We start from the raw sequence: 23669 nt of genomic DNA, 5'->3' as shown, positions 1-23669 counted from the left end.
GGCCTTTCAGAGGGAGGCGAGGATGCGGCGGCGGAGGGCGGTGGTGGCGGAGGCGGCGTCCCGCCGCCGGGGATGCGGGACGTCGAGCACCTGCCCGGCGGCGAGCAGGGCGATCCGGTCGCCGAGGTAGAGGGCCTCGTCCACGTCGTGCGTGACGAAGACGACGGTGGCGCCGGTGTCGCGCAGGATGTCGACCAGCAGGTCCTGCATGCCGGACCGGGTGTGTGCGTCGAGCGCGCCGAAGGGCTCGTCCATCAGGACCGCGCGGGGCCGGCCGGCCAACGCCCTTGCGAGCTGGACGCGTTGGCGCTGCCCGCCGGACAGCTGGTGCGGCAGTCTGCCCGCGTGCCCGGACAGTTCGACCCGGTCCAGCCAGTCGGCCGCGGCCCGGCGCCGTTCGGTCCGGGGGACACGGCGGATCGCAAGGGGCAGTTCGATGTTGGCGCGTACGGTGCGCCAGGGCAGCAGGGCGTCGTGCTGGAAGACCAGCGCGCGGTCGGCGCCGGGGCGGCGGATCGGCTGCCCGTCCTGGGTGGCCTCTCCGGCCAGCGGGGGCAGCAGCCCGGCGAGGGTGCGCAGCAGGGTGGACTTCCCGCAGCCGGAGGGGCCGACGACGGTCAGCACCTCCCCCGGCGTCACGCGCAGGTCGAGCTCACCGAGCACGGGAGGCACGCCCGCATGGCCCAACTCGGCCCTGTGCAGGGCGAGTTCGGCACCTGTCCGCGTGGTGGTGACGGGCAGGGTCGTGGTCGTACTCATGCGACCGGCTCCTTCGCGGGGACGGCGGGAGTGAAGGCTCGGCGGGTCACGGGGCGCACGGCCGGGCGGGGCAGCCAGTTGGTGGCACGGCCGCCGAGGAGCTCCACGGCCGTGGAGGTCAGCCAGCCGAGCGCGCCGATGGTGACCATGCCGACGAACACCCCCGGATAGTCGACGACGGTGTACGCCTGCCAGGTGCGGTAGCCCACCCCGTACTCCCCCGAGATCATCTCCGCGGAGATCACACAGATCCACGAGACGCCGACGCCCACCGACAGGCCGCCGAAGATGCCCGGCAGAGCGCCGGGGAGGACCACCGAGAACAGCACCCGCAGCCGGCCGCCGCCCATGGTGAGCACGGCCTCCTCCCACACCGGGCTCAGGGCGCGCACCGCGTGCCGGGTCGAGACGACCACCGGGAAGAAGGCGGCGGCGAAGGTGATGAACACGATGCCCTGCTCGTTGGTGGGCAGCAGCAGGATCGCGACCGGCACCAGAGCGATGGCGGGGACCGGACGGGCCACCTCGATCAGCGGGCCGAGCAGGTCGTCGGCCCACCGCGAGCGCGCCACGGCGGTGCCGGTCGCCACGCCCAGGACCGCGGCGAGCAGAAAGCCGATCGCGATGCGGCGCAGGCTGAACCCCAGGTCCTGCCAGTACTCGGCCGTCCCGGCCCGGTCGGCGAGGGCGGAGGCCACCTCGCCGACCGTGGGGAACTGCTCGAACCGCAGCCACAGGTCGACGTCGAGCGAGGTGAGCAGCTGCCACAGTCCGAGCGCCGCGGCGAGGGAGGCTGCTCGCAGCAGCCGGCGGCCCGCGCTCACGACGCCAGCCTCAGGGCGTCCGCGTAGCCGACGGTCCTGGCTCCGGGATGCCGGGCGACGTACGCCTGCGCGCCGGCCGGGGTGACGAAGGCGCGCAGGTCGGCGCCGTCCGCGACCCAGACCGCCTTGTCGGCGAACCACAGGGTGCCGGTCACCGCGTCGGGCACGTACGCGGCTCGTACGTCGGCGCCCTTGACGGCCTCGAGGAGTTCCTTGGGGCTGCCGAAGGAGCGTGTGGTGCTCCGCCCCTTGAGCCACAACTCCGGCTTGACGACGGTGACTTGAGGATATTCTGGGGCTCGCACTGCCCGCTTCAGCGGTGCCGGGTCGACGAAGGCGTCCACGTCGACGTCGTTCACCAGCTTCGCGGCCTTGAGGACCGGGACGTCCTGCTTGAGCGCGTCGATCAGCTCGGGACGGAGCGCCGGGTCGAAGGTGGCGATGCCGTTCGCGCCGTTGTAGAGGTAGACCACCTCGGCGGGCAGCCCGGTCTCCTTGGCCACCGACTCGGCGGCGGCGACGGGCTCGGTGCGCAGGTAGTCGGTGGCGCGGCGCTGGGCCGCGAGGAAGGCGTCGAGGACCCCGGCGTGGTCCTTGGCGAACTTCTCGCGGACGGTGACCCCGTGGAAGGTCGGAAGGTTCAGTTCGGCACCGTCGTACAGGGCCTTCGCCTGCCCCTGGAAGGCCAGCTGGCCGGGCCAGGCGACGAATTGGGACAGTGCGTCGACGCTGCCCGCGGCGAGCGCGGAGGCGCCCACGCTCGGCTGCTGGTTGAGCTTGTCGATGCCCTTGCCGGGGTCGATGCCGGCTCGCTGGAGAGCGCGGACCAGGGTCCCGTCGGCGGCCGAACCGACGCTCGTGGACACCTTCTTGCCGCGCAGGTCGGACAGTGACCTGAGTGGAGAACTCTCTGCTACGACAACGGTGTTGAGGCCGCCTCGCAGGTTGTATCCGGTGACCGACACCAGCTTCGTCGGCTGCTTGAGCTCCTTGCCGCGGGCCGCGTTGATCAGGAGCGGGAAGTCGCCCATCGAGCCGATGTCGATCTTCCCTGCGGTCATCTGGGCGGTGATCGGGGCGCCGGTCGCGTAGTCCTGCCACTTCACCCTGTACGTGGTGCCGTCCCGCTTGCCGCGGGTGGCGAGTTCCTGCTCGAAGTAGCCGAGCGAGCGCAGCAGGGTGCCCGCGGTGACGGTGTTGATGGTCTTCGACTGGTATCCGACGGTGACGGTGACCGTCTTCGCCCCGCTGTCGGCGCCGGCCGCGCCCCCGCAGCCGGTGGCCGGCGGCAAGGTCAGCGAGAGGGCAAGCAGCGGAACAACTCGCTTGCTGGACATGGCAGTTGGGCCTTTCACCGGAGCAGATAGGGCATGTTGACGGTGACCGCGCCAGTGGGACAGCGGGCCGCGCACGGGCCGCAGTACCAGCACTCGTCCACGTGCATGTACGCCTTGCCGTTGTCCTCGCGGATCGCGAGGGAGTCGAGCGGACACATGTCGACGCAGAGCGTGCAGCCGTCGATGCACAGGGACTCGTCGATGGTGACGGGCACGTCGGCGCGCTGCGGGACCAGAGGCATGGCTGTCTCCTGAGAAGGGGAAGGTGCGGATCAGAGGGAGCGGTGCAGCACACCGCTCATGGCGATGCGGTCGCCGCGGAACCGGATGAACTCCAGGTCGACCGGGCGTCCGTCGGGCATATGGGTCAGCCGTTCCAGCATCAACACGGCCGCGCCGCGCGGTACTTGGAGCACCGCGGCGGAGTGCGCGTCGGCGTTGACGGCCTCCAGGGTGACGTCGGCGTGCCCGAGCGGGCCGCCGGTCAGCGATTCGAGGAGGCGGAAGACGTCGGTGTTCTCCAGGTCGCAGCCGAGCAGTTCACCGCCCACGTCCAGGGGCAGGTAGGAGAGGTCCAGGGACAGCGGGAGGCCGTTCAGACGGCGCAGTCGCTCGATGCACAGCACGTCGGTGTGCTCGGGCAGGCCGAGCCGGTGGGCCACCGGGCCCGGGGCGCGGAGCGGGCCGACGGTGCGCACCTCGTTGGTGACCCGGCCGTGCTCGTTCAGGGTCTCGGCAAGGCCTTGGAGCCGGTTCAGGCCGTGCGGGTACTTCTCGCACACCACCACGGTGCCGACGCCGGGCTGCCGGTCGACCAGTTGCTCGTCGCGCAGCATCTCCAGGGCTTGGCGCACGGTGTTGCGGCTGGCCCGGTAGTCGGCGGCGATGGCGTGTTCCAGGGGGAGCACACCGCCGGGGAAGCCGCCCGCCAGGATCTGGTGACGCAGCAGGTCGGCGAGCTGCCGGGCCCGGTCGGCGCGCAGCCGCCGGCGGCGCGCGGCGGCGACCGGAAGCGAGGCGGAGGCGGGTTCGGCTGGCATGGCAGGGAACGTACCGGCCGGGCTCCTCCGGTGGTGTTGCCACAACATTGCGCCACCTGACGCACCCACGCATACGCCTCTGACCTGGGGCTTTGAAGGGAGCGTGGCAAGATCTGCCACTTCGTTGCCCACAGGGTGGACACCCCCGCATCCCCGCACCCCAGGGAGCTCTTGGCGATGCGGACGCCCGGTTCGTCAAGGGCGCCACCTTCCCGTCGACGGTGGGCGCGGTGCCTCCGACGGTCAGCCCCGCAGGTCCTGATCCCCCGGCCCCGACGGAGCGAGGACCGCGGCCGCCACATGGTCGCGGAACCAACTGTGGCCTGGATCGTCGGAGTTGCGGGGATGCCAGGCCAGCCCGAGGTCGATGGGCGCCACGTCGAAGGGGATGGGGAAGGTACGCAGCCCGAGCGCGGCGGCGGTGCCGGGGAGCCAGTCGGCCAGGGTGAGGGCGACGAGGTCGGTGTCCCGGGCGAGGATCATCGCGCTGGTGTGACTGGGCACGACGACCGCCACGCGCCGCCGCAGCCCGCGCTCGGCGAGGGCCTGGTCGATGGGGCCCCGCCGTTTGCCGTGCCGGGAGATGCCTATGTGGTCGACGGCGGCGAACCGGCGGGCGTCGATGCGCTTGTCGAAGAGGGGATGACCGGTACGGGCGACCCCCACCAGCTGCTTCTGCGTGATGTGCCGGGTGCGGATCTCCGGGTCCAGCTGCCCGAGGACGCCGAGCTCGACGTCCACCGTGCCCTGGCGCAGCGCGGGGCCGCCCTCCAGTGCCTCGGGCAGGAAAACCACGTCCACATGCGGGGCGGCCGCCCGGATCCGGTCGGCCAGGGGTCCGGCGACCCCCGCCAGGATCAGGTCGGTCGCCTGCACGGTGAAGGTGCGCTGGAGGTGGACGGCCTCGAATCCGGCACCCGGCCGCAGCACGTTGTCGCAGCCGCGCAGCAACGCGCCGACCTCCTCGCGGAGTTCGAGGGCTCGGGGGGTGGGGACCATGCCCTGGCCGGCGCGGACCAGGAGCGGGTCGCCCACCGCGCGGCGCAGCCGGGCCAGACTGCGGCTGACCGCCGCGGGTGACGTGCCGAGGCGCTCGGCGGCGCGACTCACACTGTTCTCCTGGAGCAAGGCGTCCAGGACACGTAGCAGGTTGAGATCCATGAGGCGCTCCTGAGCTGTACTTTTGCGCTGTAGTCAATGATGGAGTGCCAATTCTTGCATTGCCGGCGGACCTGCTCGGGCGGAGAGTGGAGATGTCCGCGGGAACCGCGCGGACGAACCAACCGCCTGTCACACGAAGGAAATTGGCCATGCAACAGTCCCCCCGTGCCGGTCGAGAAGGCGATGTGCTGGCCGTGGTCAGCCAGAGCGGGCCCTCTGTCTCGTTCTTCGACGCCGCCTCCGACCGCTACCTCGGCTCGCTCGAAACCATCGCCCAGCCGCACGAGTTGTGCTTCGATCCGACCCAGCGGCTGCTGTGGTGCTCGATCACGTACAGCTCGGGCTTCTACGGCGCGAACGGCGGCCCGCGCACCCAGCTCACGGTCATCGACCCGGACACCCGCCGCGTCGTCGAGGTCGTCGACCTCGCCCCCGAACACGCCCCGCACGGGCTCGCGTTGGACGCGGCGAACGGTCGCCTGTACGTCACCGTGGAGGGCTCGGCCGACCAGCCCGGTGGCGTCCTGGTCATCGACACGCAGACCCGGCGGCCCGTGGACCGGATCGGCACCGACACACCGGGCCCGCACTGGGTCGCCGTCGACGCGGCCGGAAAGACGGGCTACGTCACCGGCAAGGAGGCGCGGTTCGTGGCGGCCCTCGATCTCGAACTGGGCGCACTCACCGCGAAGGTCGAGGTGCCGGGCAGTGAGGGACTCGCCGTCTCCGCCGACGGCACGCGCGCCTTCGCCGCCGCGCCGTTCCTCGGGGCCGCTGGCTCAACACCCCCTGGAATCAAGGTCATTGACGTCAGGACGGCTTCGGTGGTCGACACCCTGCCGCTGGAGGACGCCGCCATGCCGGTGCACCTCACCTCTACGGGACGCCTGCTCGCGGGCGAGGTACGCATGGAGGACGACCCGGCGTCCGGCGGCAGCCGCATGGCGCCCGGCCGCCTCACGGTGTTCTCGGCCGAAACGCACAAGCGACTGGGCGACGTCGAGGTGGGGCTCTTCCCGCTGACCATCACCTCGTCCCCCGACGGCAGGCTCGCCTACGTGGCCTGCCATGCCTCGTCCACCGTCGACGTCGTCGACCTGGAGACGCTCCAGACCCTGAACCGCATCGACCACGCCGCGCTGGGCGAGTCGGGCGCCCACGGCATGGCCTACATTCCCCGCCCCGCCTGACACCCAGAGCGTAGGGGGGAGAGTGAACAGGCCCCCCTGTCGAGGCTCCTGTTGGATGCCTCCCGCCCAGGCAATGAACCAGGCCCCCAGGACGCCGTGTCCTGGGGGCCTGTCAGGCGTGTCCCCGCAGGATCCGTACCGGCCTGCTTCTCCGCCTACTTCTTGGCCTTCTTCTTGGCTTTCTTCTCAGCTCGGGTCTTCAGAGGCTTCTTCTTGGTGTCCTTCTTGGAGTCCTGCCCCTTCGCCATGTGCAACTCCGTTCGTCGCCCTGCGAGCCGATGACGGCTCGACGCTAGCCGTCACCCGCCGGCCCAGCCAGCCATCCGCACGCCAATCGCGGTGCCGCGCCGGCTCAAGCACCCCGCTCCGCGGAGCCAAACCCCCCACCGGAACGCGCCGTCCAGCGTGGCCGGATTCCGTCGGTGGCCCGCCAAACATCTCGCGGGCGCGATCATCGTATCGAGCTAATGTCCCCGGCTTTCCTTGGTCCAGGGGGCGAACCGGCCGTTAGTGTCCTTCTGGCTCTGGACGGATTCCCGTTCGTATACCCCGTTTTCCCTCCGCTTGCCCGGCAGCGTCCACGTACGTGCGTCACCGCCCTGACCAAGGAGAGCTCGCCGATGACTGTTGATTCGAGCCCCGACACCCAATTGGAGCCGCCGCGGCAGTCCAGCCTGGGCACGGCGGCCGCACGCAACCTTGCCACCACGACCAAGTCCGCCCCGCAGATGCAGGAGATCTCCGATCGCTGGCTGCTGCGGATGCTCCCCTGGGTGGAGACCAAGGGCGGGGTCTACCGGGTGAACCGGCGCCTCACCTACACCGTCGGCGACGGGCGGGTGGAGTTCGTCCAGGACGGCGCCGACGTCCGGGTGATCCCCCGTGAACTGGGGGAACTGGCCCTGCTGCGCGGCTTCGACGACGTGGAGGTCCTTACCGCGATCGCCGGTCGCTGCGTCCAGCGCGACTTCGAGGCCGGCGAGACGCTGGTCGAGCGCGGCGCGCCCGCGGACCGGCTCCACCTGATCGCCCACGGCCGGATCAGCCAGACCTCCGTCGGCGGGTACGGAGACGAGCTCGCCCTGGACGTGCTCGGCGACGGCGACCGGTTCGGCGAGCACGCCCTCCTCGACGAGAACGCCCGGTGGGAGCACACCGCCACCGCCGAGACCTCGGGCACCCTGCTCTCCCTGTCCCGCGCCGACTTCGAGGCCGTGCTGTCCGCGGCGCCGGACCTGCGCGACCACGTCGAAGGCTTCAAGTCGCTCCCCCGTCAGCGCCAGAACCACCGCGGCGAGGCGGAGATCGCGATGTCCGCCGGCCACCACGGCGAGCATGGCCTGCCCGGCGCGTTCGCCGACTACGAAGCCCACCCGCGCGAGTACGAGCTCTCGGCCGCGCAGACCATTCTGCGGGTCCACACGAGGGTCGCCGACCTCTTCAACGGTCCGATGAACCAGACCAAGGAGCAACTCAGGCTCACCGTCGAGGCGTTGCGCGAGCGCCAGGAGCACGAGCTGATCAACAACCGGGAGTTCGGGCTGCTCCACAACGCCGACTTCAAGCAGCGCATCCAGCCGCGCTCGGGCCCGCCGACCCCGGACGACATGGACGAGCTGCTCTGCCGCCGGCGCGGCTCCAAGTTCTATCTGGCGCACCCCTTGGCGATCGCCGCGATCGGGCGTGAGTTCAACGCGCGCGGGCTGTGTCCGGACCAGGTCGACCTCGACGGCCGGCGGGTCCAGGCCTGGCGCGGGGTCCCGATCCTGCCCTGCGACAAGATCCCGATCACCAAGGAGAAGACCAGCTCGATCCTCATCATGCGTACCGGTGAGGACAACCAGGGCGTCATCGGCCTGCGCCAGACCGGGCTGCCGGACGAGTACGAACCGGGTCTGTCGGTCCGCTTCATGGGCCTCGACGAGCAGGCGATCACCTCCTACCTCGTCAGTACCTATTACTCCGCCGCCATTCTCGTGCCGGACGCGCTCGGCGTCCTGGAGAACGTGCAGATCGCCCGCCGGATCAGCTAGCGGACCCTGCCCGCCCGGCGTGGCGCCGCCCCCTTCCGGCGCGGTCGCGCAGCCCGAAACACCCCTGGCAGAACGCCCACCCCATCAAGGAGCCATGGATGCCCGCGCCTGAGCCGACACTTCCGCAGTCGAGCCTGCCCGAGGCGGCTGCCCACTTCGGGGCGTACGTCCTCGCCGATGCCGCGGCCCGCGCCCGAGACATCACGGCAGCCACCGGCGGCCCACCAGGAACACCCGCCTTGCCCGCCCCTTCAGCCGAGGTACCGGCACCGAGCGCCGGTCTGGACCGGGTCCTGCGCGGCCCCACCGGCCTGGGCACGGCGGGCCTGCGTCTGACCCTGCCGGAGGAGCCGCAGGCGCCGGCGGCTGCGCAGGGCACGCCGATTCCGGGCCTCTACCACCACCCGGTGCCCGAGCCCGACCCGGTGCGGGTCGAGGAGGTCAGCCGCCGGATCAAGTCCTGGGCGCTGGACGAGGTTTCGCTGTATCCGGACGACTGGGAGGAGGAGTTCGACGGCTTCTCCGTGGGCCGCTACATGGTCGGCTGCCATCCGGACGCGCCCACCATCGACCACCTGATGCTCGCCACCCGCCTGATGGTGGCGGAGAACGCCGTGGACGACTGCTACTGCGAGGACCACGGCGGCTCGCCGATCGGCCTCGGCGAACGCCTTCTGCTCGCCCACACCGCACTCGACCCGCTGCACACGACGCGGGAGTACCAGCCGGAGTGGGCCAAGTCGCTCCACTCGGACGCGCCGCGCCGCGCGTACCGCTCGGCCATGGAGTACTTCGCCCAGACGGCGAGTGCCTCGCAGACCGACCGGTTCCGGCACGACATGGCCCGGCTGCACATGGGCTACCTCGCCGAGGCCGCGTGGGCCCAGCAGGACCACGTACCCGAGGTGTGGGAGTACCTGGCGATGCGTCAGTTCAACAACTTCCGCCCCTGCCCCACCATCACCGACACCGTCGGCGGCTACGAACTGCCCGCGGACCTGCACGCGCAACCCGCCATGCAGAAGGTCATCGCGCTCGCGGGCAACGCGACGACCATCGTGAACGACCTGTACTCGTACACCAAGGAACTCGACGCTCCCGGGCGTCACTTGAACCTGCCGGTCGTGATCGCCGAACGTGAGGGCCTCTCCGACCGGGACGCCTATCTGAAGTCGGTCGAGGTCCACAACGACCTCATGCACGACTTCGAGACCGAAGCCGCGGCCCTGGCCGCCGACTGCCCCGTCCCAAGTGTGCAGCGCTTCCTACGAGGCGTTGCCGCGTGGGTCGACGGCAATCACCACTGGCACCAAACGAACACCTATCGCTACAGCCTGCCGGACTTCTGGTAGGAAGAATGGACTCATCTGTGACCAGCACCGAACTCACCGCCGCCGACGCCTCCGTCTTCATCCCCAACCCGGCGACTCCCTACCAGGGGGACATCGCCCGGTACTGGGACGGCGAGGCGAGGCCCGTGAATCTGCGGCTCGGCGATGTCGACGGTCTCTACCACCACCACTACGGCATCGGTGAGGTCGACCATGCCGCGCTCGGCGACGCCAACGACAGCGAGAGCGAGAAGAAGCTGATCACCGAGCTGCACCGGCTGGAGTCGGCGCAGGCCGAGCTTCTCCTGGAGCACCTCGGCGACATCGGGCGGGACGACACCCTGGTGGACGCCGGCTGCGGCCGGGGCGGCTCGATGGTGATGGCGCACCAGCGCTTCGGATGCAAGGTCGAAGGTGTCACCCTGTCGGCCAAGCAGGCCGAGTTCGCCAACCGGCGCGCGGGCGAACTCCACATCCAGGACCACGTCCGCGCCCGCGTCTGCAACATGCTCTCCACGCCGTTCGAGACCGGGCAGGCCGCGGCCTCGTGGAACAACGAGTCGAGCATGTACGTCGACCTGCACGACCTTTTCGCCGAGCACTCCCGCATCCTCAAGGTCGGCGGTCGCTACGTGACCATCACCGGCTGCTGGAACCCGCGGTACGGCCAGCCCTCGAAGTGGGTCTCGCAGATCAACGCGCACTTCGAGTGCAACATCCACTCGCGGCGCGAGTACCTGCGCGCGATGGCCGACAACCGCCTCGTCCCCCAGGCCGTCATCGACCTCACCCCCGACACCCTGCCGTACTGGGAGCTGCGGGCCACGTCGTCGCTGGTCACGGGCATCGAGGAGGCGTTCATCAACTCGTACCGGGACGGCTCGTTCCAGTACGTCCTGATCGCGGCCGACCGAGTCTGACCGCCTGCCGACCGGAGAGGCCGCGTTCCGGGGATTGACTCCCCGGAACGCGGCCGGGGCGTTCAACTCGACCTAGATAAAGGGGAGTTGACGCACAGGAAGTCACCTTCGCGGCTGGACCGGTGCCGATGGTCGGCGGCACCGCGGTGACCGAGGAACCGGCGTCGGACCTGTTCGCCGCACGGTTCAACGACGCGGGTTTCGCCGTCCTCGCCTTCGACCACCGGCGGTTCGGGGAGAGCGGGGGCACGCCGCGCCGGATCGTCCGCATCAACGAGCAGGTCGCCGACTGGCACGCCGCGATCGAGTACGCGGCCGGTCTGCCCGGTGTCGACCCGGACGGGATCTCGGTGTGGGGCTTCTCGCTCGCGGGCGGCCACGTCTTCCATGTCGCGGCCGACCACCCCCGGCCGGCCTGCGCGATCGCACAGCCGCCGCTGGTCGACGGCCGCGCGATCGCTCCCAACGCCCTGCGTTCCATGACACCAGGCGCGCTGCTGCGGCTCCTCGGCCTGGGTGTCGCGGACGCGCTCGGCGGTCTGGCCGGGCGTCCGCCGCTCCTGGCCCCCGCCGCTGGTCCGCGCGGCGCCGTCGCCTCGCTGACGACGCCCGACGCCATGGACGGCGACCGGGCTCCCGACCCCGAGGGCCGCCACACGAACTGGGAACAGACGGTCGCCGCGAGGATCGCCCTCCAGGTCGGCGGGTACCGGCCCGGCCGTCACGCCTCCCGGATCCGGTGCCCTCTGCTGGTGGTCGTCTGCGACCAGGACCGGAGCGTGCTCGTGGCCCCCGCTGTCCAGGCGGCCGCGAACGCGCCGGATGCCCAGGTGGTGCATCTGCCCGGCCGCCATTACGCCCCGTTCCTGGAGTCGCACGAGCAGGCCGCCGAGGCGGAGATCGCGTTCCTGCGGAAGCATCTGGATCACCACGGTTCGCGCGATTCCCGGTGAGCGGATCGCCCGCTCGCGCCGGCCCCCGGCTGCGCGCGGGGCAGATCGGCGGGGGCTCACCGCGCGGCGTCGTCGCCTGATGCGGGGCGCTCCTCGTCGTCGGCATGGGCGGCCCGACGGAGGCGGCGCAAGGTGAGGGCGAAGGCCACTGCCGAAGCGCCGAAGAGCACTGCGGTGATCACCAGCCATCGGCCGAGGTAGACGTTTTCGGCCAGCCGCGTGGCGCCTTCGTAAGGGACCGCCAGATCGAGGATGAGCGGGAACCACACGAGGAGCAGCACGCCGGACAGGAAGGTGGGCACGCGCAGGTAGTTGATCCACGGCACCTCCGGCACGCGGCCGGTGCGGTGGCGCAGTACGGACTGGGCCGAGAGGTCGGCGAGCGAGTACAGCGGGAGCAGGATCAGGTCGTGGAGGATCGCCGCTCCCACGAACCACACCGCCACATCGAGCGGCCGGACCGCGAACAGCCGCACCAGCGCGTAGCCGGTGAGCGCGAACGAGCAGATCAGCGCCAGGAGATGGAGGGGCCCGGAGCCGTACCAGCGGCCGAAGCGTGCCATGGGCAGTCAGGTCCTGAAGGTAAGCCGGTGCACCCACTTGGTGTTGTTCACGCCGGGGTTGGCCGGGACGATGACGCGGGCCGGGTAGCCGTGGTCGAGTGAGAGATCCGCCCCGTTGACGTGCAGGGCGAGCAGGGCCCGTGGGTCGTGGATCTGGTTGCCGCGCAGGACCACCGAACTGTAGGGGCCGGGCGGTTGCACGGATTCCACAAGGACGCTTCCCGCGTCGGGCAGTCCCGACATGGCGGCGAGGTCGGTGAGGCGCAGGCCGCTCCAGTGCTGGTCGGCGGTGGACCACCCTTCCACACAGGCGATGGGCAGCGCGGCCGTGTACTGACGCATCGTCAGAAGTTGCTCACGCGTGAAGACCAGCGCCGGTCCGTGGCCGTTCACCTCCAGTCGCCAGCTCGGGCCGACGTGGGACGCGGAGACCCCGACGGCCGCGGCCGTCTTGTTGATCTGGAAGCCGTTGGGCCCGCTGCCCGGGTCCCGGTTGTGCGGCGCGAGGAGGGCGGTGCTGCGCAGCCGGCCGCCGATGCTCTGCCCCGCGGTCACCACCAGCAGGAGCAGTGACCCCGCCCCCACCATCCCCACGGCACCGCGGCGCGACATCGTCGGCGCCGCGGGCGCGGCCGGAACCAGGCCGTCCGGGTCGGGGGGCTCGGGCCGGGTGCCCGCCACCCCGGTGCGGAGCTCGGCGGCCAGATCGCGGGAGCCGAGGGCACGCGTCATCCGGCCGAGCCGGAGTGCCACATGGACCACGAACGCGGCGATGAACACCCAGGCACCGTAGAAATGCAGGGTGTAGAAGGAGCCCGGGAAGACGTAGTAGAGCTGGATGTTGAGGATTCCGGTCACGAACTCGAAGATGACCCCACCCACCAGCATCAGCAGGGAGAGCCGCTCCAGGCCGTGCGCGACGGTGCGGACCGGAAGCCACTCGAACAGCTTCGGGATGACCGACCACAGCTTGGCAAGGAGCACCGGCACGAGGACCACGCCGAGCGTGACGTGCACACCCTGGGTCAGCCGGTAGAGCCAGTAGGGGTGGGTGGGCCAGTCGAAGAGGTAGAAGCCCAGCAGCCCCTTGGTGGGGGTCTGGTCGTTGCCCAGACCGGGGTTGTAGGCGGCGTACGAGAGCATCCCGGTGACGAACAGCACCGGGATGCCGACAAGGAGCAGCAGGCCGAACACCGACGTCAGCCAGGGACCGCGGATCGGACTGCGCCAGAATCCGGGGCGGAAGGGTCCCGGAGGCGGAGGCGTCCGGCCAATCCGCTGCGCCGTCGCCCGTGCAACCGCCGCAGCCGCGGCCGCACGGGCTGCCGTCGCGGCGCCGAGCCGTTCGAGACGCCCGGGTTCATGCGCCTCGTCCGGCGGCGAGCGTCTCGGCCCACCGGGCGGGCCGGAGGCCGGCGGCCGTCCGCCACTGCCCATGAGCCGTCTCCTTCGTGTCGGGGCGGACCCTCAAGGACGAGCGGTCGACCACAACGATGTCTTCCGACACTCAACCAGTGAAACCGCCACATATCGCCATTGGCCGCCCGGCTGTCCGCCCGTGTCGTGGGTTCAGGCCGGATGCCCCAGTGCCCGGGACGGGGGCGCATCGGGCCGGGGGCGGGTATGGCCGGAGGAGGTGAAGAGGGCGCGGGTACGGGTCATCGCCAAGAGCCTGTCCACCGCGGGGCCCGCCGCCCGGATGCTGATCGTCTTGCCCTGTGCCAGAGCACGGTGGCGCACACGGAGCAGTGTGTTCAGTCCGGAGCAGTCGCAGAAGCCGACGCCTTGAAAGTCGATGACCAAGCCGCCCACCGAGCGGTCCAACGCCCTGCGCAGTTGCTGGTACAGGGTCTGCGCGCTGTCGAGGTCGAGCTCGCCTTCGACCAGGACGACCGTACGCCCGACCTCAGCAGGCGCCGACGACTCGGTGGAAGGGAACACCTCGATGCCCGCGGCTCGCGGGAACAGCTCTGAAGCTTCCACGGCAGCCTCCCAAGAGGACTCCACCCGGCTACGTCGGTCTCCTTCAATCTCCCCTTCCACGCCGTCATGCGTCAATAGATACCGGAAATTGGATTCCACCTTTTGATTGCGTGAAACCAGCGTCCTACGGTGCGGGCACGGGCGACGTACCGGAAGCACACGCAGGGCGACTCACCCGAGCGCCGCGCCGCTGTGGCGATGGGCCGAGCGGGGTGGAGAACGTACCGGGGCGTTTGGGCCTCGGGCGGGCAGGAAACCCGCACCACATGCGACTGCTGTCCGCGATCTTCGCGAAGCCAACGGTGACGGGCGGGGCCCCGGACGGCCCGGGTGAGGTGTGCCGGGCAGAATCCGCCGGGCGGATCCCGACGCTCCTCAAAGCGCTCGACGCCTTGGGCAGGGCCGAGGCCCTGGACCGCGTGACCACCCCCCTGCAGAAGGCCGTGCGCGGTCTTCCGCTGGGGAGTTTCCGCGACGTTCTGCACGGTCGGCAGATCGGCCATCCGCTCCACCCGGCCCTGGTCCAGGTGCCGATGGGCGCCTGGATCTCCGCGGCGGTACTGGACCTGGTCCCGGGGGCGGGCCGTAACGCGCGCCTGCTGGTGGGCGTGGGTGTGGTGTCCGCGGCGCCTGCTGCCTGGGCCGGGTGGGCGGACTGGGCGGAGCAGCCCGAGGAGCAGCTGCGCACCGGGTTGGTGCACGCCGCATCGAACGCCGTGGCGATCGGCCTGTACGCGGGTTCCTGGAAGGTCCGCGGCCGGGGCAGGCCGGTGCTCGGCAGGGCCTTGGCGTTCGCCGGGCTCGCTGCGGCCGGTCTGGGCGGAGTGATCGGCGGTCACCTCGCCTTCCGGCAGTCGGCCGGCTCCAACAAGACGGCGGCCCTGACGCACCTCGTGGAACCCGGCTGGCACAGCCTGGGCAGCGCGCAGGAACTCCCGGTGGGCGAGGCGGTCCAGCGCATGCTGGGCACGGTGCCCCTGTTCGTGCTGCGGACAGCGGACGGTGACGTCCATGTGCTGGCCGACGGATGCAGCCACTTCTCCGGCCGCCTCTCCGAAGGCGAAGTGACCGACGGATGCGTCGAATGCCCTTTGCATTCAAGCGTGTTCCGCCTGTCCGACGGCATGATCGTGCGCGGCCCCGCTACGGCGCCGCAGCCCGTGTTCGAGACCGAGGTGACCGAGAACGGCGTCCTGCGGGTCCGTCTCCCCTCGGCAGGGTGACCCACAGGACGACGAAGCGGTCCGTCATCGAGAGGCCCTGCGATAGCGGGTGAGGACGGCGGCGCCGGCCTGTTCCGCCGACACGCACTCCAGATGCGCCGGCCGACCGCCCGCGGGGAAGAGCCGGTCACCGGTGCCGAGGACGGTGGGAAAGGTCAGCAGCCGGTACTCGTCGATCAGCTCCTCGGTCATGAGCCGGTGTACGAGGCTGAGGCTGCCGATGACGACCACGTCGCGCGGTTCCTGCTTGACCGCGTCGATGACGTCGCCTTCCAGGATCGTGGAGTTCGCCCAGGCCGCGCTGTCCGCGTCGCTCAGTGTGCGGGAGGCGACCAGTTTCGGGACGGCGTTCATGCGCGCGGCGAACGGGCCCTCGCGTCCCGGCCACAGCCGCGAGAAGATCTGCCAGGTGGTGCGCCCGAACAGCAGCACGCCGTCGTCCAGCGTGCGGCCGAGCCGGAACTTGTCCCCGTCGATTGCTTCACGGCCGTGCCGCAGCGCCCAGCCGCCCAGCGGCGTTCCCTCCGAACCGGTGGGGTCGGTCACGATCCCGTCCAGGGTGACGAATCCGATCACGATGATGCTCATGGCGATGGTCCTCTCGCTCGGGTCTCATGCTCACCGGTACATACCGGCGGCCTCCGCCCGGCTCATCGCTCCGGCGCGAGATTCCCGGCAGGAAGGCGCCGCGGCAGCGCGAAGGCGTCGAAGACGACCGGGTCGGCGAAGACGACGTTGCGCGCCACAAGGCCGTCGGTGACGGTGAGCACCTGGAGGGTGTGCAGCCGGTGCCCTCCACCGGTCTCCCTCACGTACGCCGCCAGCGCCGGCTGCCCGTTCGCGGTGAGCTCCCGTAGGGCCCAGCCGGTGCCACGCGTCCGGAAGACGCGCTCCATGAACAGGGCGTAGTCGCCGCTGCCCCGGAACCACAGGGGAACCGGCGGCATCTCCAGGACCGCGTCCTCGGCCAGCAACCGCACCAGCGCGGGCACGTCGGCGGCCTCGAAGGCCCGCGCATAGCGCTGCACGACGGCCCGTACCCCGGGATCGCCCGGCTCGCGGAACTCCTCGGCGTCGCCTGCGGCCGCGAGGGTGGCGCGGGCGCGTTGCAATGCGCTGTTGACCGCGGCCACGGTGGTCCCCAACTGCCCGGCGACCTCGGCAGCCGAGAACTCCAGTACCTCGCGCAGGACGAGTACGGCGCGCTGTCGCGCCGGCAGGAGCTGTGTGGCCGCCACCCAGGCGAGCCGCAGGTCGGCCCGCACCTCCACGTCGAACCGCGCCTCGGGAAACGGCTCCAGCCAGGGGACGTCGAGCGCCGGTGTGAGCGGCGCTCCCCAGTCGTCGCTCGGCGCGCCCAGCCCGGACGGCAGCGGACGCCGCCCGCGCCCTTGGAGCGCGGTCAGGCACACGTTGGTCGCGATCCGGTACAGCCAGGTCCGCACCGACGCGCGCGCCGGGTCGTACCGGTCGCGCGCCTTCCAGGCACGCAGCAGAGTCTCCTGCGCCAGGTCCTCGGCCTCGTGGTACGAACCCAGCATCCGATAGCAGAACGCCAGCAACTCGCCCCGGTACGGCTCGAATTCCACCCGCTCATCATGCCGCACGCCGTCGACGTGAGGCCCTGGTACGGCCAGACCCCTGTGGTACGGGGCCGGGCCCCGGGTAAGCCGGATGGGCCACTCGTATCGCGGACCGGCCCGGCTCGGCTTCGCATGGAAGGGAGCCGCGTGCCACCGCCGCGGGACCCTCCCTCCGACAGGACGAGCCATGCAGACCTGGTACCTGCGCACCATCTACGTCACCGGCGACCCGGCCAAGCTCGACGGGGTGCTCGACGCCTTCCGCAGCGAGGCCCCCGGGCTACTCGCCCAGAACCCCGGGTATCACCGTTTCGGGCTGTTCGCGGACCGCGAGATCGGCAAGATCCTCATGGGGTCCTGGTGGGAGAGCGAGAGCGCCCGGGCGGAGAGCGACACGCGGCTGCGCGAGCGACGCCTGGAGCTCCTCGCGCCCTTCGCGGACACGGTGACGGCCGACAACTGGGAGGCCGTGTCCTACACACCCGCGCCCAAGGTGACGCCGGGCATGTGGATGCGGGCCGGGTACGTGGAGTTCGACCCCGCCGACGCGGCCGCGTTCGCAAAGTCGTTCGATGAGGGGGGCCGCCCCCAGCTGGAGGCCCTCGACGGTGCGGTCAGCGCGACGCTCTTCCTGAACGCCGCAAAGGGGCGCGCGCACGTCGGCGCGATGTTCCGCGACAAGGCCACGCTGATCGCCTCGCGGGGGCCGCAGTCGGCGATCCGCGGCGCGTCCCTCAAGAAGCTCGACGCGAGGCTGCGGAGCCTGGAGGAGTTCGAGCTGATCATGGCGCACCGGCCGCAGGCTTGAAGGAGTTCTTCGGCCCCGCTGACGGAGTCGACGTGCGGGGAGGACTCATCCCGGCTCCGTTGCAGACCGCGAGCCAGCCGGCCGAGAAGCGGTCGCCACGAGTGAAGACCGCCGCCCCTCGTCGGCCCGGCGAGGGATCTTCGGGGTCCGAGTGCGGGTGGTCCAGGCGGGTCGGTGTGCCGTCCGCCGTGTACCGCGCCGTGGTCGCACCGTTCCAGAGGCAGATCACCGCGCCGTGCGGGGCATCGACGTGCAGGGAGCCGGCGTGGGAGGTGAACGCGGTGCCGGTGGCACGTTGCTTCAGCAGGGTGCGGTAGCGCTCCGGTGAGAGCGCACTCTCGCGAGGCGGGGTGGCGCCCGTCCAGTCGGGGGCGCCCACGCCCCGGTCCCGCGCCGCCCTCCACAGGCGCGGGACAAGACGGGTGGCGAGCCGCGGCGTGGCCATGCGCCCGCACATCCACAGCAGCCGGCCGGCACCGCGCCCCGGCCCCAGTGCCCGCCAGCGGATGCGCTCGGCGAGGTCCGCGGCCACAACGGCCGCCCAGGGGGGACGGTGCCCAGCTCGCCCTGGGCTCCCAGCCAGGCCAAGTAGCGCTGGGCCTCGTCCAGGATGTTGGTCAGGCTGTCGGCCGGGATGCCGAGCACATACCCGCCGCGGGCGGCGAACAGCCGCGGGCTCCTGGCGACCAACAGCAGTACCGCGCGGGCCAGTTCGCCCGGCAGCAGACCCGTGCCCTTGTCCTTCTCGATCGACGATGCTGCCCGGCCGGCAACGGACATGATCCCATCCGGGCCGGATCTCGTAGCCGCAATAGCGGAGTTCGGGCCGGACGGGCTTGCCCCCGGAGCGACCACGAGCCCGTCCACCAGCGTCGCCGCCAGCTCTCGGCTCAGGGACAGAACGGCGCGACCCATCAGCGCGCGGCCGACGCCCCCGTGATGGTGAGCCGCCGGTTCCACGGGGAGTAGGAGACGGCGACGAAACCGGCAAGGTCGCCGTCCACGCCGACGGCGACGACGGTGCGGCTGCCGGAGTCCTCGTCGTCTACGTCGTCCTCGTCGGACTCGTCGTCGGGGAAGACCTTGGTCAGCGGCGGGTGCACGGGGATCTCCCGGAGCGCGAACCCGTGCTGCGAGACGGAGACTTCGAAAACGGTGCTGGTCGTGAAGGAGCCGTCGAGGGCCCTGATGGCCTTGGCGTCCTCGGGCCGGGCCACGCGGAATTCGTACGCCGACTCGCCAGGAGTGATCATGGCAGGACGTTACGGGCGTACTGATCGCGGTGGAACAGGTTTCGGCCGGTGGGGCCCGTTGCCGGCAGCCGGACGTCGTCCCGGGTCAGCGCACCCTCCCCCGGGGCTTCAGCGGTACCGCCGGCAGTTCCGGGGCCGGGATCGGGGCGCCGTCGTAGCCCTTTACCTCGCCGAAGCGCGAGCCTGTCATCCAGTCCGAACGGGCCTGCTGGATCTCCTCGTTGGAGCGGCCGATCCAGTTCCAGAACATCACGATCTCCTCCTCGAACGGCTCGCCGCCAAGCAGCATCACGGCCGCGTCGGAGGTGGCCCTGAGGGGGAGTTCGGTGCGGCCGCAGCCCAGGTAGAGCATCGAGCCGGGGAGGACCGGTACCTCGTCCACGTGGGCCTCGCCGGACATCGCGAGGACGGCGTATTCGAAGTCGGGGTTCAGGGGCAGTCGCGTTTCGGCGCCTGCCGTGAGGGACAGGTCCGCCCCGACGATCGGGGTGTAGGTGCTGCCCGGTGACGTGGCGCCGTCGAGTTCGCCCAGGATGACCGTCGCGTCGATGCCGGGTGCGGTGACGTGCGGCAGGTCGGCGTGGTGCTGGAAGTGCGGCTCGACGTGGCGGTGGGCGTCGGGCAGGGCGACCCACAGCTGGGCGCCGTGCAGGAAGCGGCTGTGCGACTTGGGGGTTTCCTCCGAGTGGCTGATGGCCCGGCCGGAGGTCATCAGGCCAAGCTCTCGGGGGCGTACGGTCTGAAGGCTGCCCAGGCTGTCGCGGTGCAGCACCTCTCCCTGGTGCAGCCAGCTCACTGTTTGCAGGCCCATGTGGGGGTGGGGCGCCACCTGCATGCCGGGTTCGTCGGCGATGTCGTCGGGGCCGTAGTGGTCGACGAAGGCCCAGGCGCCGACCATCCGGCGGCCGAGGTTCGGCAGCAGTCTGCGTACCTCGGTGGACTCGCCGAGCTGCACGGTGCGGGGCGAGAGAAGCTCGCGCACCGGCTCGGCCACGACGAAGCCGCGTCCGCCGCAGACGGAGAGCGCGGGCTGGCGATCGAGATTGCTCATGCGGTCAACCTATTCCCTCGCGGGGCACGGAGCCCCAGGATCCTGGCACAACCCTGCCAGGTCCCGCCGATGGCCCGCAGCTCTTCGTGTTGCGGCAGGTCAGCCGGCCGCAGGTACCGCTGCCTCGGACGGAACGGCCGCCTCAGGCCCCGAGCAGCCCCCGGCCCAGCCAGTCCGAGGAGTCCTTCACGCCCGGCAGCGCGAAGAAGTAGCCGCCGCCGGTCGGGGAGATGTAGTCGACCAGTGGCTCGTCGATGAGCCGCTCCTGGGTCGCCTCGAACTGCCGCTTGACGTCCTGCTGGTAGCTGCAGAAGACCAGGCCCATGTCGAGGTTGCCGACGTTGTCGATGCCCCGGTCGTAGTTGTAACCCCGGCGCAGAATACGGGTGTTGTCGGTCTGGGGGGTTCTGGGGTTGGCGAGGCGGATGTGCGCGTCCATCGGGATCGCGTTGCCCTGCGGGTCCTTGGCGTAGTTGGGGCTGTCGGTCTCGACCGCTCCGTCCAGCGGGGCGCCCGTGTCCTTGCGGCGGCCGAACATCTTCTCCTGCTCGGTGAGCGAGACCCGGTCCCAGAACTCGACGAGCATGCGGATGACGCGGATGACCTGGTAGCTGCCGCCGACCGCCCAGGACGGCTCGCCCAGCGTGTCGCCGACCCAGATCAGCCGGTCGGTCTCGCGCGCGGACTTCACGTCCGGGTTGACGATGCCGTCCTTGAAGCCGAGCAGGTTGCGCTGGGCGCCGGTGGGGCGCGGCGCGTTCTGGAAGCCGTCGATGCGCCACTTGATCTGCATGGCGCCGCGGGTGTGCCGGGCGATGTCGCGCAGCGCGTGCAGGACCACGTCCTGGCGGGCGCCGCAGATCTGGAGCGAGAGGTCGCCGTGGCATTCGGCGGCCTTCAGGTTGTCGTTGGGGAAGGTCCGCATGGGCGTGAGGCGGACCGGCTTCGCCTTGGCGAGTCCGTACCGGTCGTCGAAGAGCGAGGCGCCGACGCCGACCGTGACGGTCAGTTGGTCGGCGGGGACCTCCGGGCCGAGGATGCCGTTGTCGGACGGCGGGGCGCCGACACCGAGGTCGGCGGGGGCACCGCCCGCGGTCAGGAAGCGGGCCCGTTCGGTGATGGTACGCAGCAGGCCGGCGAGGTCCTTGCGGCTGTCGGCGATGACGTCGAGGGACACGAAGGTGGCGGCCGCGGGCTGTGCGGTGAGGATGCCGGCCTGGTGGGCGCCGTGGAAGGGGACCTTCCCCGCATCGGCGGTCCCGGCCGCGTGCGCTTCGCCGCTCCCGGCCTGGCTCAGCGCGAATCCCCCGCCGGCCAGGACGGCACCGGCCGCGCCCGCGCCCAGGGCCGTCTTGACGAACGAGCGCCGTCCGGCGGGGCAACCGCCTTGCGGGGCAGGGGTTTCGGCGGGCATGTCGGGGTTCCCTTCGGGGCGTGCGGCAGGTCGTTCGGCGTGCATCAGGCGGACTTCCGGATCTCCAGGAGGTCCGGCACCGGGGCCAGGTCCTCAAGGAGCTGACCGGTCGCGCCGTTCAGGCGGGCGCGGCTCGTGGTGTCCAGCTTGTCGACGGGCGTCCAGCTCTGGTCGCGGTGGGCCGAGTCGAGCAGTTTCTGTACGCGGTCGATGTCGGCGTCGACCCTGGGGAGCAGCTGCGCGTCGCGGGAGGCGAGCAGGGGGCGCAGCACGCCGAGGAGTTCGCGCGTTCCTGCCAGGTTGGCGTCGGCGGTGGCGAGCGTGGTTCCGCTGCCCTGGTCGGCGTCGCCGGTCAGCTCGAACTGGAGGGTGTTCTCCAGAATCTCGTGGGTGCGCAGCGGCAGGTCGGCCGGGTTGAAGTCCTGGGTGGGGAACGCCTTTTGAAGTCCCGTCACATCCTCGGCGAGGCGGGCGGCGGGCGCGGCGAGGTCGCTAGCCGACTGGTCGTGCCACAGGCCGTACTCGACCCGGTGGAAGCCCGTGAAGGCCTTGTCGCTCACGCCGTCCGGGAGCCCTGCGGTGCGCCCGTTGATCTTCTTGTCGAAGTCCTGGAAGGTGCCGTAGGCGGCGCCGAGCGAGGCGTACGTACGGTGCGCGGTGAGCCAGTCGGTGCGCGCGGCGTCGAGATTGCCGCCCGCTATGTCGTCGCTGAGCTGCTTCGTCTGGGCGACCAGGGTGGTCAGGCCCTGGTTCACGTACTGCTTGTACGCGGTGAGGGGCGCGGCCAGGTCGGCCTCGGAGACCGGCACGACCGCCTTGCCCGCGGCGCCGCCGCTGACGCGTACGGACGCGGAGGTCACGGCCTTGCCGCCGGTGGGCACGCAGCGCCAGGCGTAGGAGCCGCCCGCGACGGTGGCGACCAGGTCGCGGGTGGTGCCGGGGGCCAGACCCTCGATCTCGCCGTACACCGCGTTGCTCGCGGGGTCGATGAGATAGACCTCGGACGCCTTGTCGCCGGTGTTGTGCATCTGGAAGGTCTGCCGGCCGGGCTTCGGAGCGGTGAAACCCTTGCCGCACTCCTTCTCGGACACCGCGACGGTCTGCGCGTCGGCGGGCTTGGACCCGCCGAAGGCGACGACCGCTCCGGCAACGACGGCGGGGACGGCGACGACAGCGGCCGGGATCACCCAGGCGGGACGGCGCCGCGCGGGCGCCTCGGGCCGCGTCTCCTGCGCGGGCTTCCCGTCGGCGGCGGGCTCCCCGGGCTTCTCGGCGGGCTCGCCTTCAGCGGCCGGTTCAGCGGACCTGGCCGACTCCGCGGGCTTGGCAGGCTTCACCGCGGCCGTCCGCACGCCCCGTACGAACAGCGTCATCACCACACCGAGGTAGCCGGCATAGGCGACGACCTGGAGCCACGTCATCGTCGGCGTCAGGTTGAACACGCCCTGGACGAGGGTGCTGTACCAGGCGCCCGGGTCGATGCTCTGGCTCAGGTCCACGGCGTACGCGGTCTTGCCGGGCAGCACCCCGCCTTCCTGGAGGTCGCGCAGGCCGTAGCCCAGCACTCCGGCTGCGATGACGATGAGGACGGCGCCGGTGGCGGTGAAGAACCTGGTGAGGTTGATCTTCAGGACCCGGCGGTAAAGGCCCCAGCACAGCCCGGCGGCGAGGACGATGCCGATCCCGGCACCGATCATCGGGCCGGCGGACTCACCGGCCGCGCGGGCCGTGGTCCACAGGAACAGGGCGGTCTCCAGGCCCTCGCGGCCCACCGCGAGGAAGGAGGTGACGACGAGCATGCCCGCGCCCATGGCGAGCGCCCCGGTGACCTTCTCCTTGATCTCACCGGAGAGGCTGCGTGCGGACCGCCGCATCCAGAACACCATCGCCGTCACGAACGCGACGGCGATCACGCTGAGCGTGCCGCCGAACGCCTCCTGGGCGGTCCCGGACATGCTGGCGGCGGTGAAGGTGAGCACCGCGCCGAAGCTCATCGCCAGCGCGATGGCCGCGAGCACTCCCGTCCAGACCTGCGGCAGGCGGGACTTGGCCCCGGCGCGCACGAGCGTGGCGACCAGGATCGAGACGATCAGTCCTGCCTCAAGCCCCTCCCTCAAACCGATCAAGAAGCTTGGAAACGCGTCGTCCCACATGCCGTTCTCCCCAGCCCCGCAAAGGCGTGCCTCGCCTCAGTTAGCGAAGGCATACCTTAATCACAGAGTCTGTGAGCCGTCTACACAGGT

General features: G+C 71.0%; 23 protein-coding genes. 7 read left to right on the top strand and 16 right to left on the bottom strand.

Annotated elements, in window-relative coordinates; translation table 11 throughout:
* Positions 1 to 6 precede the first annotated feature (6 nt).
* The 6 genes from IE206_RS13685 to IE206_RS13660 form a co-directional block, all read right to left on the bottom strand.
* Positions 7 to 759, bottom strand: a complete 753-nt coding sequence (locus tag IE206_RS13685) for an ABC transporter ATP-binding protein (protein ID WP_189962401.1) — start codon at positions 757 to 759, stop codon at positions 7 to 9.
* Positions 756 to 1583, bottom strand: a complete 828-nt coding sequence (locus tag IE206_RS13680) for an ABC transporter permease (RefSeq protein WP_189962400.1) — start codon at positions 1581 to 1583, stop codon at positions 756 to 758. The genes IE206_RS13685 and IE206_RS13680 overlap by 4 nt, the downstream gene beginning before the upstream one ends.
* On the bottom strand, positions 1580 to 2920 hold the full coding sequence (locus IE206_RS13675) for an ABC transporter substrate-binding protein (protein ID WP_189962399.1): 1341 nt from the start codon (positions 2918 to 2920) through the stop codon (positions 1580 to 1582). The genes IE206_RS13680 and IE206_RS13675 overlap by 4 nt, the downstream gene beginning before the upstream one ends.
* A 14-nt stretch (positions 2921 to 2934) precedes the next feature.
* Positions 2935 to 3162, bottom strand: a complete 228-nt coding sequence (locus IE206_RS13670; RefSeq protein ID WP_189962398.1) for a 4Fe-4S dicluster domain-containing protein — start codon at positions 3160 to 3162, stop codon at positions 2935 to 2937.
* 30 nt (positions 3163 to 3192) lie between these two features.
* Complete coding sequence (locus IE206_RS13665; RefSeq protein WP_189962397.1) at positions 3193 to 3960, bottom strand: GntR family transcriptional regulator; 768 nt, start codon at positions 3958 to 3960, stop codon at positions 3193 to 3195.
* 243 nt (positions 3961 to 4203) lie between these two features.
* Positions 4204 to 5121 carry a LysR family transcriptional regulator gene (locus IE206_RS13660; RefSeq protein WP_189962396.1) on the bottom strand — a complete coding sequence of 306 codons (918 nt, stop codon included), beginning with the start codon at positions 5119 to 5121 and terminating at the stop codon, positions 4204 to 4206.
* A gap of 149 nt (positions 5122 to 5270) precedes the next feature.
* Here IE206_RS13660 and IE206_RS13655 point away from each other — a divergent pair, with 149 nt between their 5' ends.
* From IE206_RS13655 to IE206_RS13635, 5 genes are all read left to right on the top strand, one after another.
* Positions 5271 to 6311: a YncE family protein gene (locus IE206_RS13655; RefSeq protein ID WP_189962395.1), complete on the top strand. Its 1041-nt coding sequence runs from the start codon at positions 5271 to 5273 to the stop codon at positions 6309 to 6311.
* Positions 6312 to 6931: 620 nt separating this feature from the next.
* Complete coding sequence (locus IE206_RS13650; RefSeq protein ID WP_189962394.1) at positions 6932 to 8344, top strand: family 2B encapsulin nanocompartment shell protein; 1413 nt, start codon at positions 6932 to 6934, stop codon at positions 8342 to 8344.
* 98 nt (positions 8345 to 8442) lie between these two features.
* Positions 8443 to 9696, top strand: coding sequence for a family 2 encapsulin nanocompartment cargo protein terpene cyclase (locus IE206_RS13645; protein ID WP_189962393.1), 1254 nt, complete (start codon positions 8443 to 8445; stop codon positions 9694 to 9696).
* A gap of 17 nt (positions 9697 to 9713) precedes the next feature.
* Positions 9714 to 10595, top strand: coding sequence for a geranyl diphosphate 2-C-methyltransferase (locus IE206_RS13640; protein WP_373300916.1), 882 nt, complete (start codon positions 9714 to 9716; stop codon positions 10593 to 10595).
* A gap of 128 nt (positions 10596 to 10723) precedes the next feature.
* Positions 10724 to 11548: an alpha/beta hydrolase gene (locus IE206_RS13635; RefSeq protein WP_189962391.1), complete on the top strand. Its 825-nt coding sequence runs from the start codon at positions 10724 to 10726 to the stop codon at positions 11546 to 11548.
* A gap of 56 nt (positions 11549 to 11604) precedes the next feature.
* Here the strand turns inward: IE206_RS13635 and IE206_RS13630 are convergent, their stop codons facing one another.
* The 3 genes from IE206_RS13630 to IE206_RS13620 form a co-directional block, all read right to left on the bottom strand.
* Positions 11605 to 12111, bottom strand: coding sequence for a hypothetical protein (locus IE206_RS13630; protein ID WP_189962390.1), 507 nt, complete (start codon positions 12109 to 12111; stop codon positions 11605 to 11607).
* 6 nt (positions 12112 to 12117) lie between these two features.
* Positions 12118 to 13548, bottom strand: coding sequence for a molybdopterin-dependent oxidoreductase (locus IE206_RS13625; protein ID WP_189962389.1), 1431 nt, complete (start codon positions 13546 to 13548; stop codon positions 12118 to 12120).
* Positions 13549 to 13680: 132 nt separating this feature from the next.
* Positions 13681 to 14094: an STAS domain-containing protein gene (locus tag IE206_RS13620; RefSeq protein WP_189962388.1), complete on the bottom strand. Its 414-nt coding sequence runs from the start codon at positions 14092 to 14094 to the stop codon at positions 13681 to 13683.
* Positions 14095 to 14360: 266 nt separating this feature from the next.
* On the opposite strand from IE206_RS13620, the gene IE206_RS43150 reads away from it, so the two are divergent.
* Entirely contained in the window at positions 14361 to 15317 is a 957-nt protein-coding gene (locus IE206_RS43150) for a Rieske (2Fe-2S) protein (RefSeq protein WP_189962387.1), read from the top strand.
* A 24-nt stretch (positions 15318 to 15341) separates the two neighbouring features.
* Here the strand turns inward: IE206_RS43150 and IE206_RS13610 are convergent, their stop codons facing one another.
* Together IE206_RS13610 and IE206_RS13605 are read right to left on the bottom strand one after the other, a co-directional pair.
* Complete coding sequence (locus tag IE206_RS13610; protein WP_189962386.1) at positions 15342 to 15905, bottom strand: dihydrofolate reductase family protein; 564 nt, start codon at positions 15903 to 15905, stop codon at positions 15342 to 15344.
* A 62-nt stretch (positions 15906 to 15967) separates the two neighbouring features.
* Positions 15968 to 16924, bottom strand: coding sequence for a sigma-70 family RNA polymerase sigma factor (locus IE206_RS13605; protein WP_264198647.1), 957 nt, complete (start codon positions 16922 to 16924; stop codon positions 15968 to 15970).
* A gap of 163 nt (positions 16925 to 17087) precedes the next feature.
* On the opposite strand from IE206_RS13605, the gene IE206_RS13600 reads away from it, so the two are divergent.
* Complete coding sequence (locus tag IE206_RS13600; RefSeq protein WP_189962384.1) at positions 17088 to 17708, top strand: antibiotic biosynthesis monooxygenase; 621 nt, start codon at positions 17088 to 17090, stop codon at positions 17706 to 17708.
* Here IE206_RS13600 and IE206_RS13595 read toward each other — a convergent pair.
* The 5 genes from IE206_RS13595 to efeU all read right to left on the bottom strand — a co-directional run bounded on the left by IE206_RS13595 (position 17683) and on the right by efeU (position 23579).
* Positions 17683 to 18240 (bottom strand): hypothetical protein, encoded by a 558-nt coding sequence (locus tag IE206_RS13595; RefSeq protein ID WP_189962383.1) that lies wholly within the window; start codon positions 18238 to 18240, stop codon positions 17683 to 17685. The two genes, IE206_RS13600 and IE206_RS13595, sit on opposite strands and share 26 nt — an antisense overlap.
* Positions 18241 to 18622: 382 nt before the next feature.
* Complete coding sequence (locus IE206_RS13590) at positions 18623 to 18961, bottom strand: hypothetical protein (protein ID WP_189962382.1); 339 nt, start codon at positions 18959 to 18961, stop codon at positions 18623 to 18625.
* An 85-nt stretch (positions 18962 to 19046) separates the two neighbouring features.
* On the bottom strand, positions 19047 to 20012 hold the full coding sequence (locus IE206_RS13585) for a pirin family protein (RefSeq protein WP_189962381.1): 966 nt from the start codon (positions 20010 to 20012) through the stop codon (positions 19047 to 19049).
* A gap of 142 nt (positions 20013 to 20154) precedes the next feature.
* Complete coding sequence (efeB, locus tag IE206_RS13580; RefSeq protein ID WP_189962380.1) at positions 20155 to 21426, bottom strand: iron uptake transporter deferrochelatase/peroxidase subunit; 1272 nt, start codon at positions 21424 to 21426, stop codon at positions 20155 to 20157.
* Positions 21427 to 21470: 44 nt separating this feature from the next.
* A complete protein-coding gene (efeU, locus tag IE206_RS13575; protein WP_189962379.1) occupies positions 21471 to 23579 on the bottom strand; it encodes an iron uptake transporter permease EfeU in 2109 nt (702 codons plus the stop codon).
* Between the last annotated feature and the right edge of the window lie 90 nt (positions 23580 to 23669).

The organism is Streptomyces violascens (assembly GCF_014649955.1).
In the GTDB taxonomy this organism is placed as follows: Bacteria; Actinomycetota; Actinomycetes; order Streptomycetales; family Streptomycetaceae; genus Streptomyces; species Streptomyces violascens.
The sequence above is the reverse complement of the archived record's forward strand: the minus strand, read 5'-3'. Positions and strand labels throughout refer to the sequence as shown.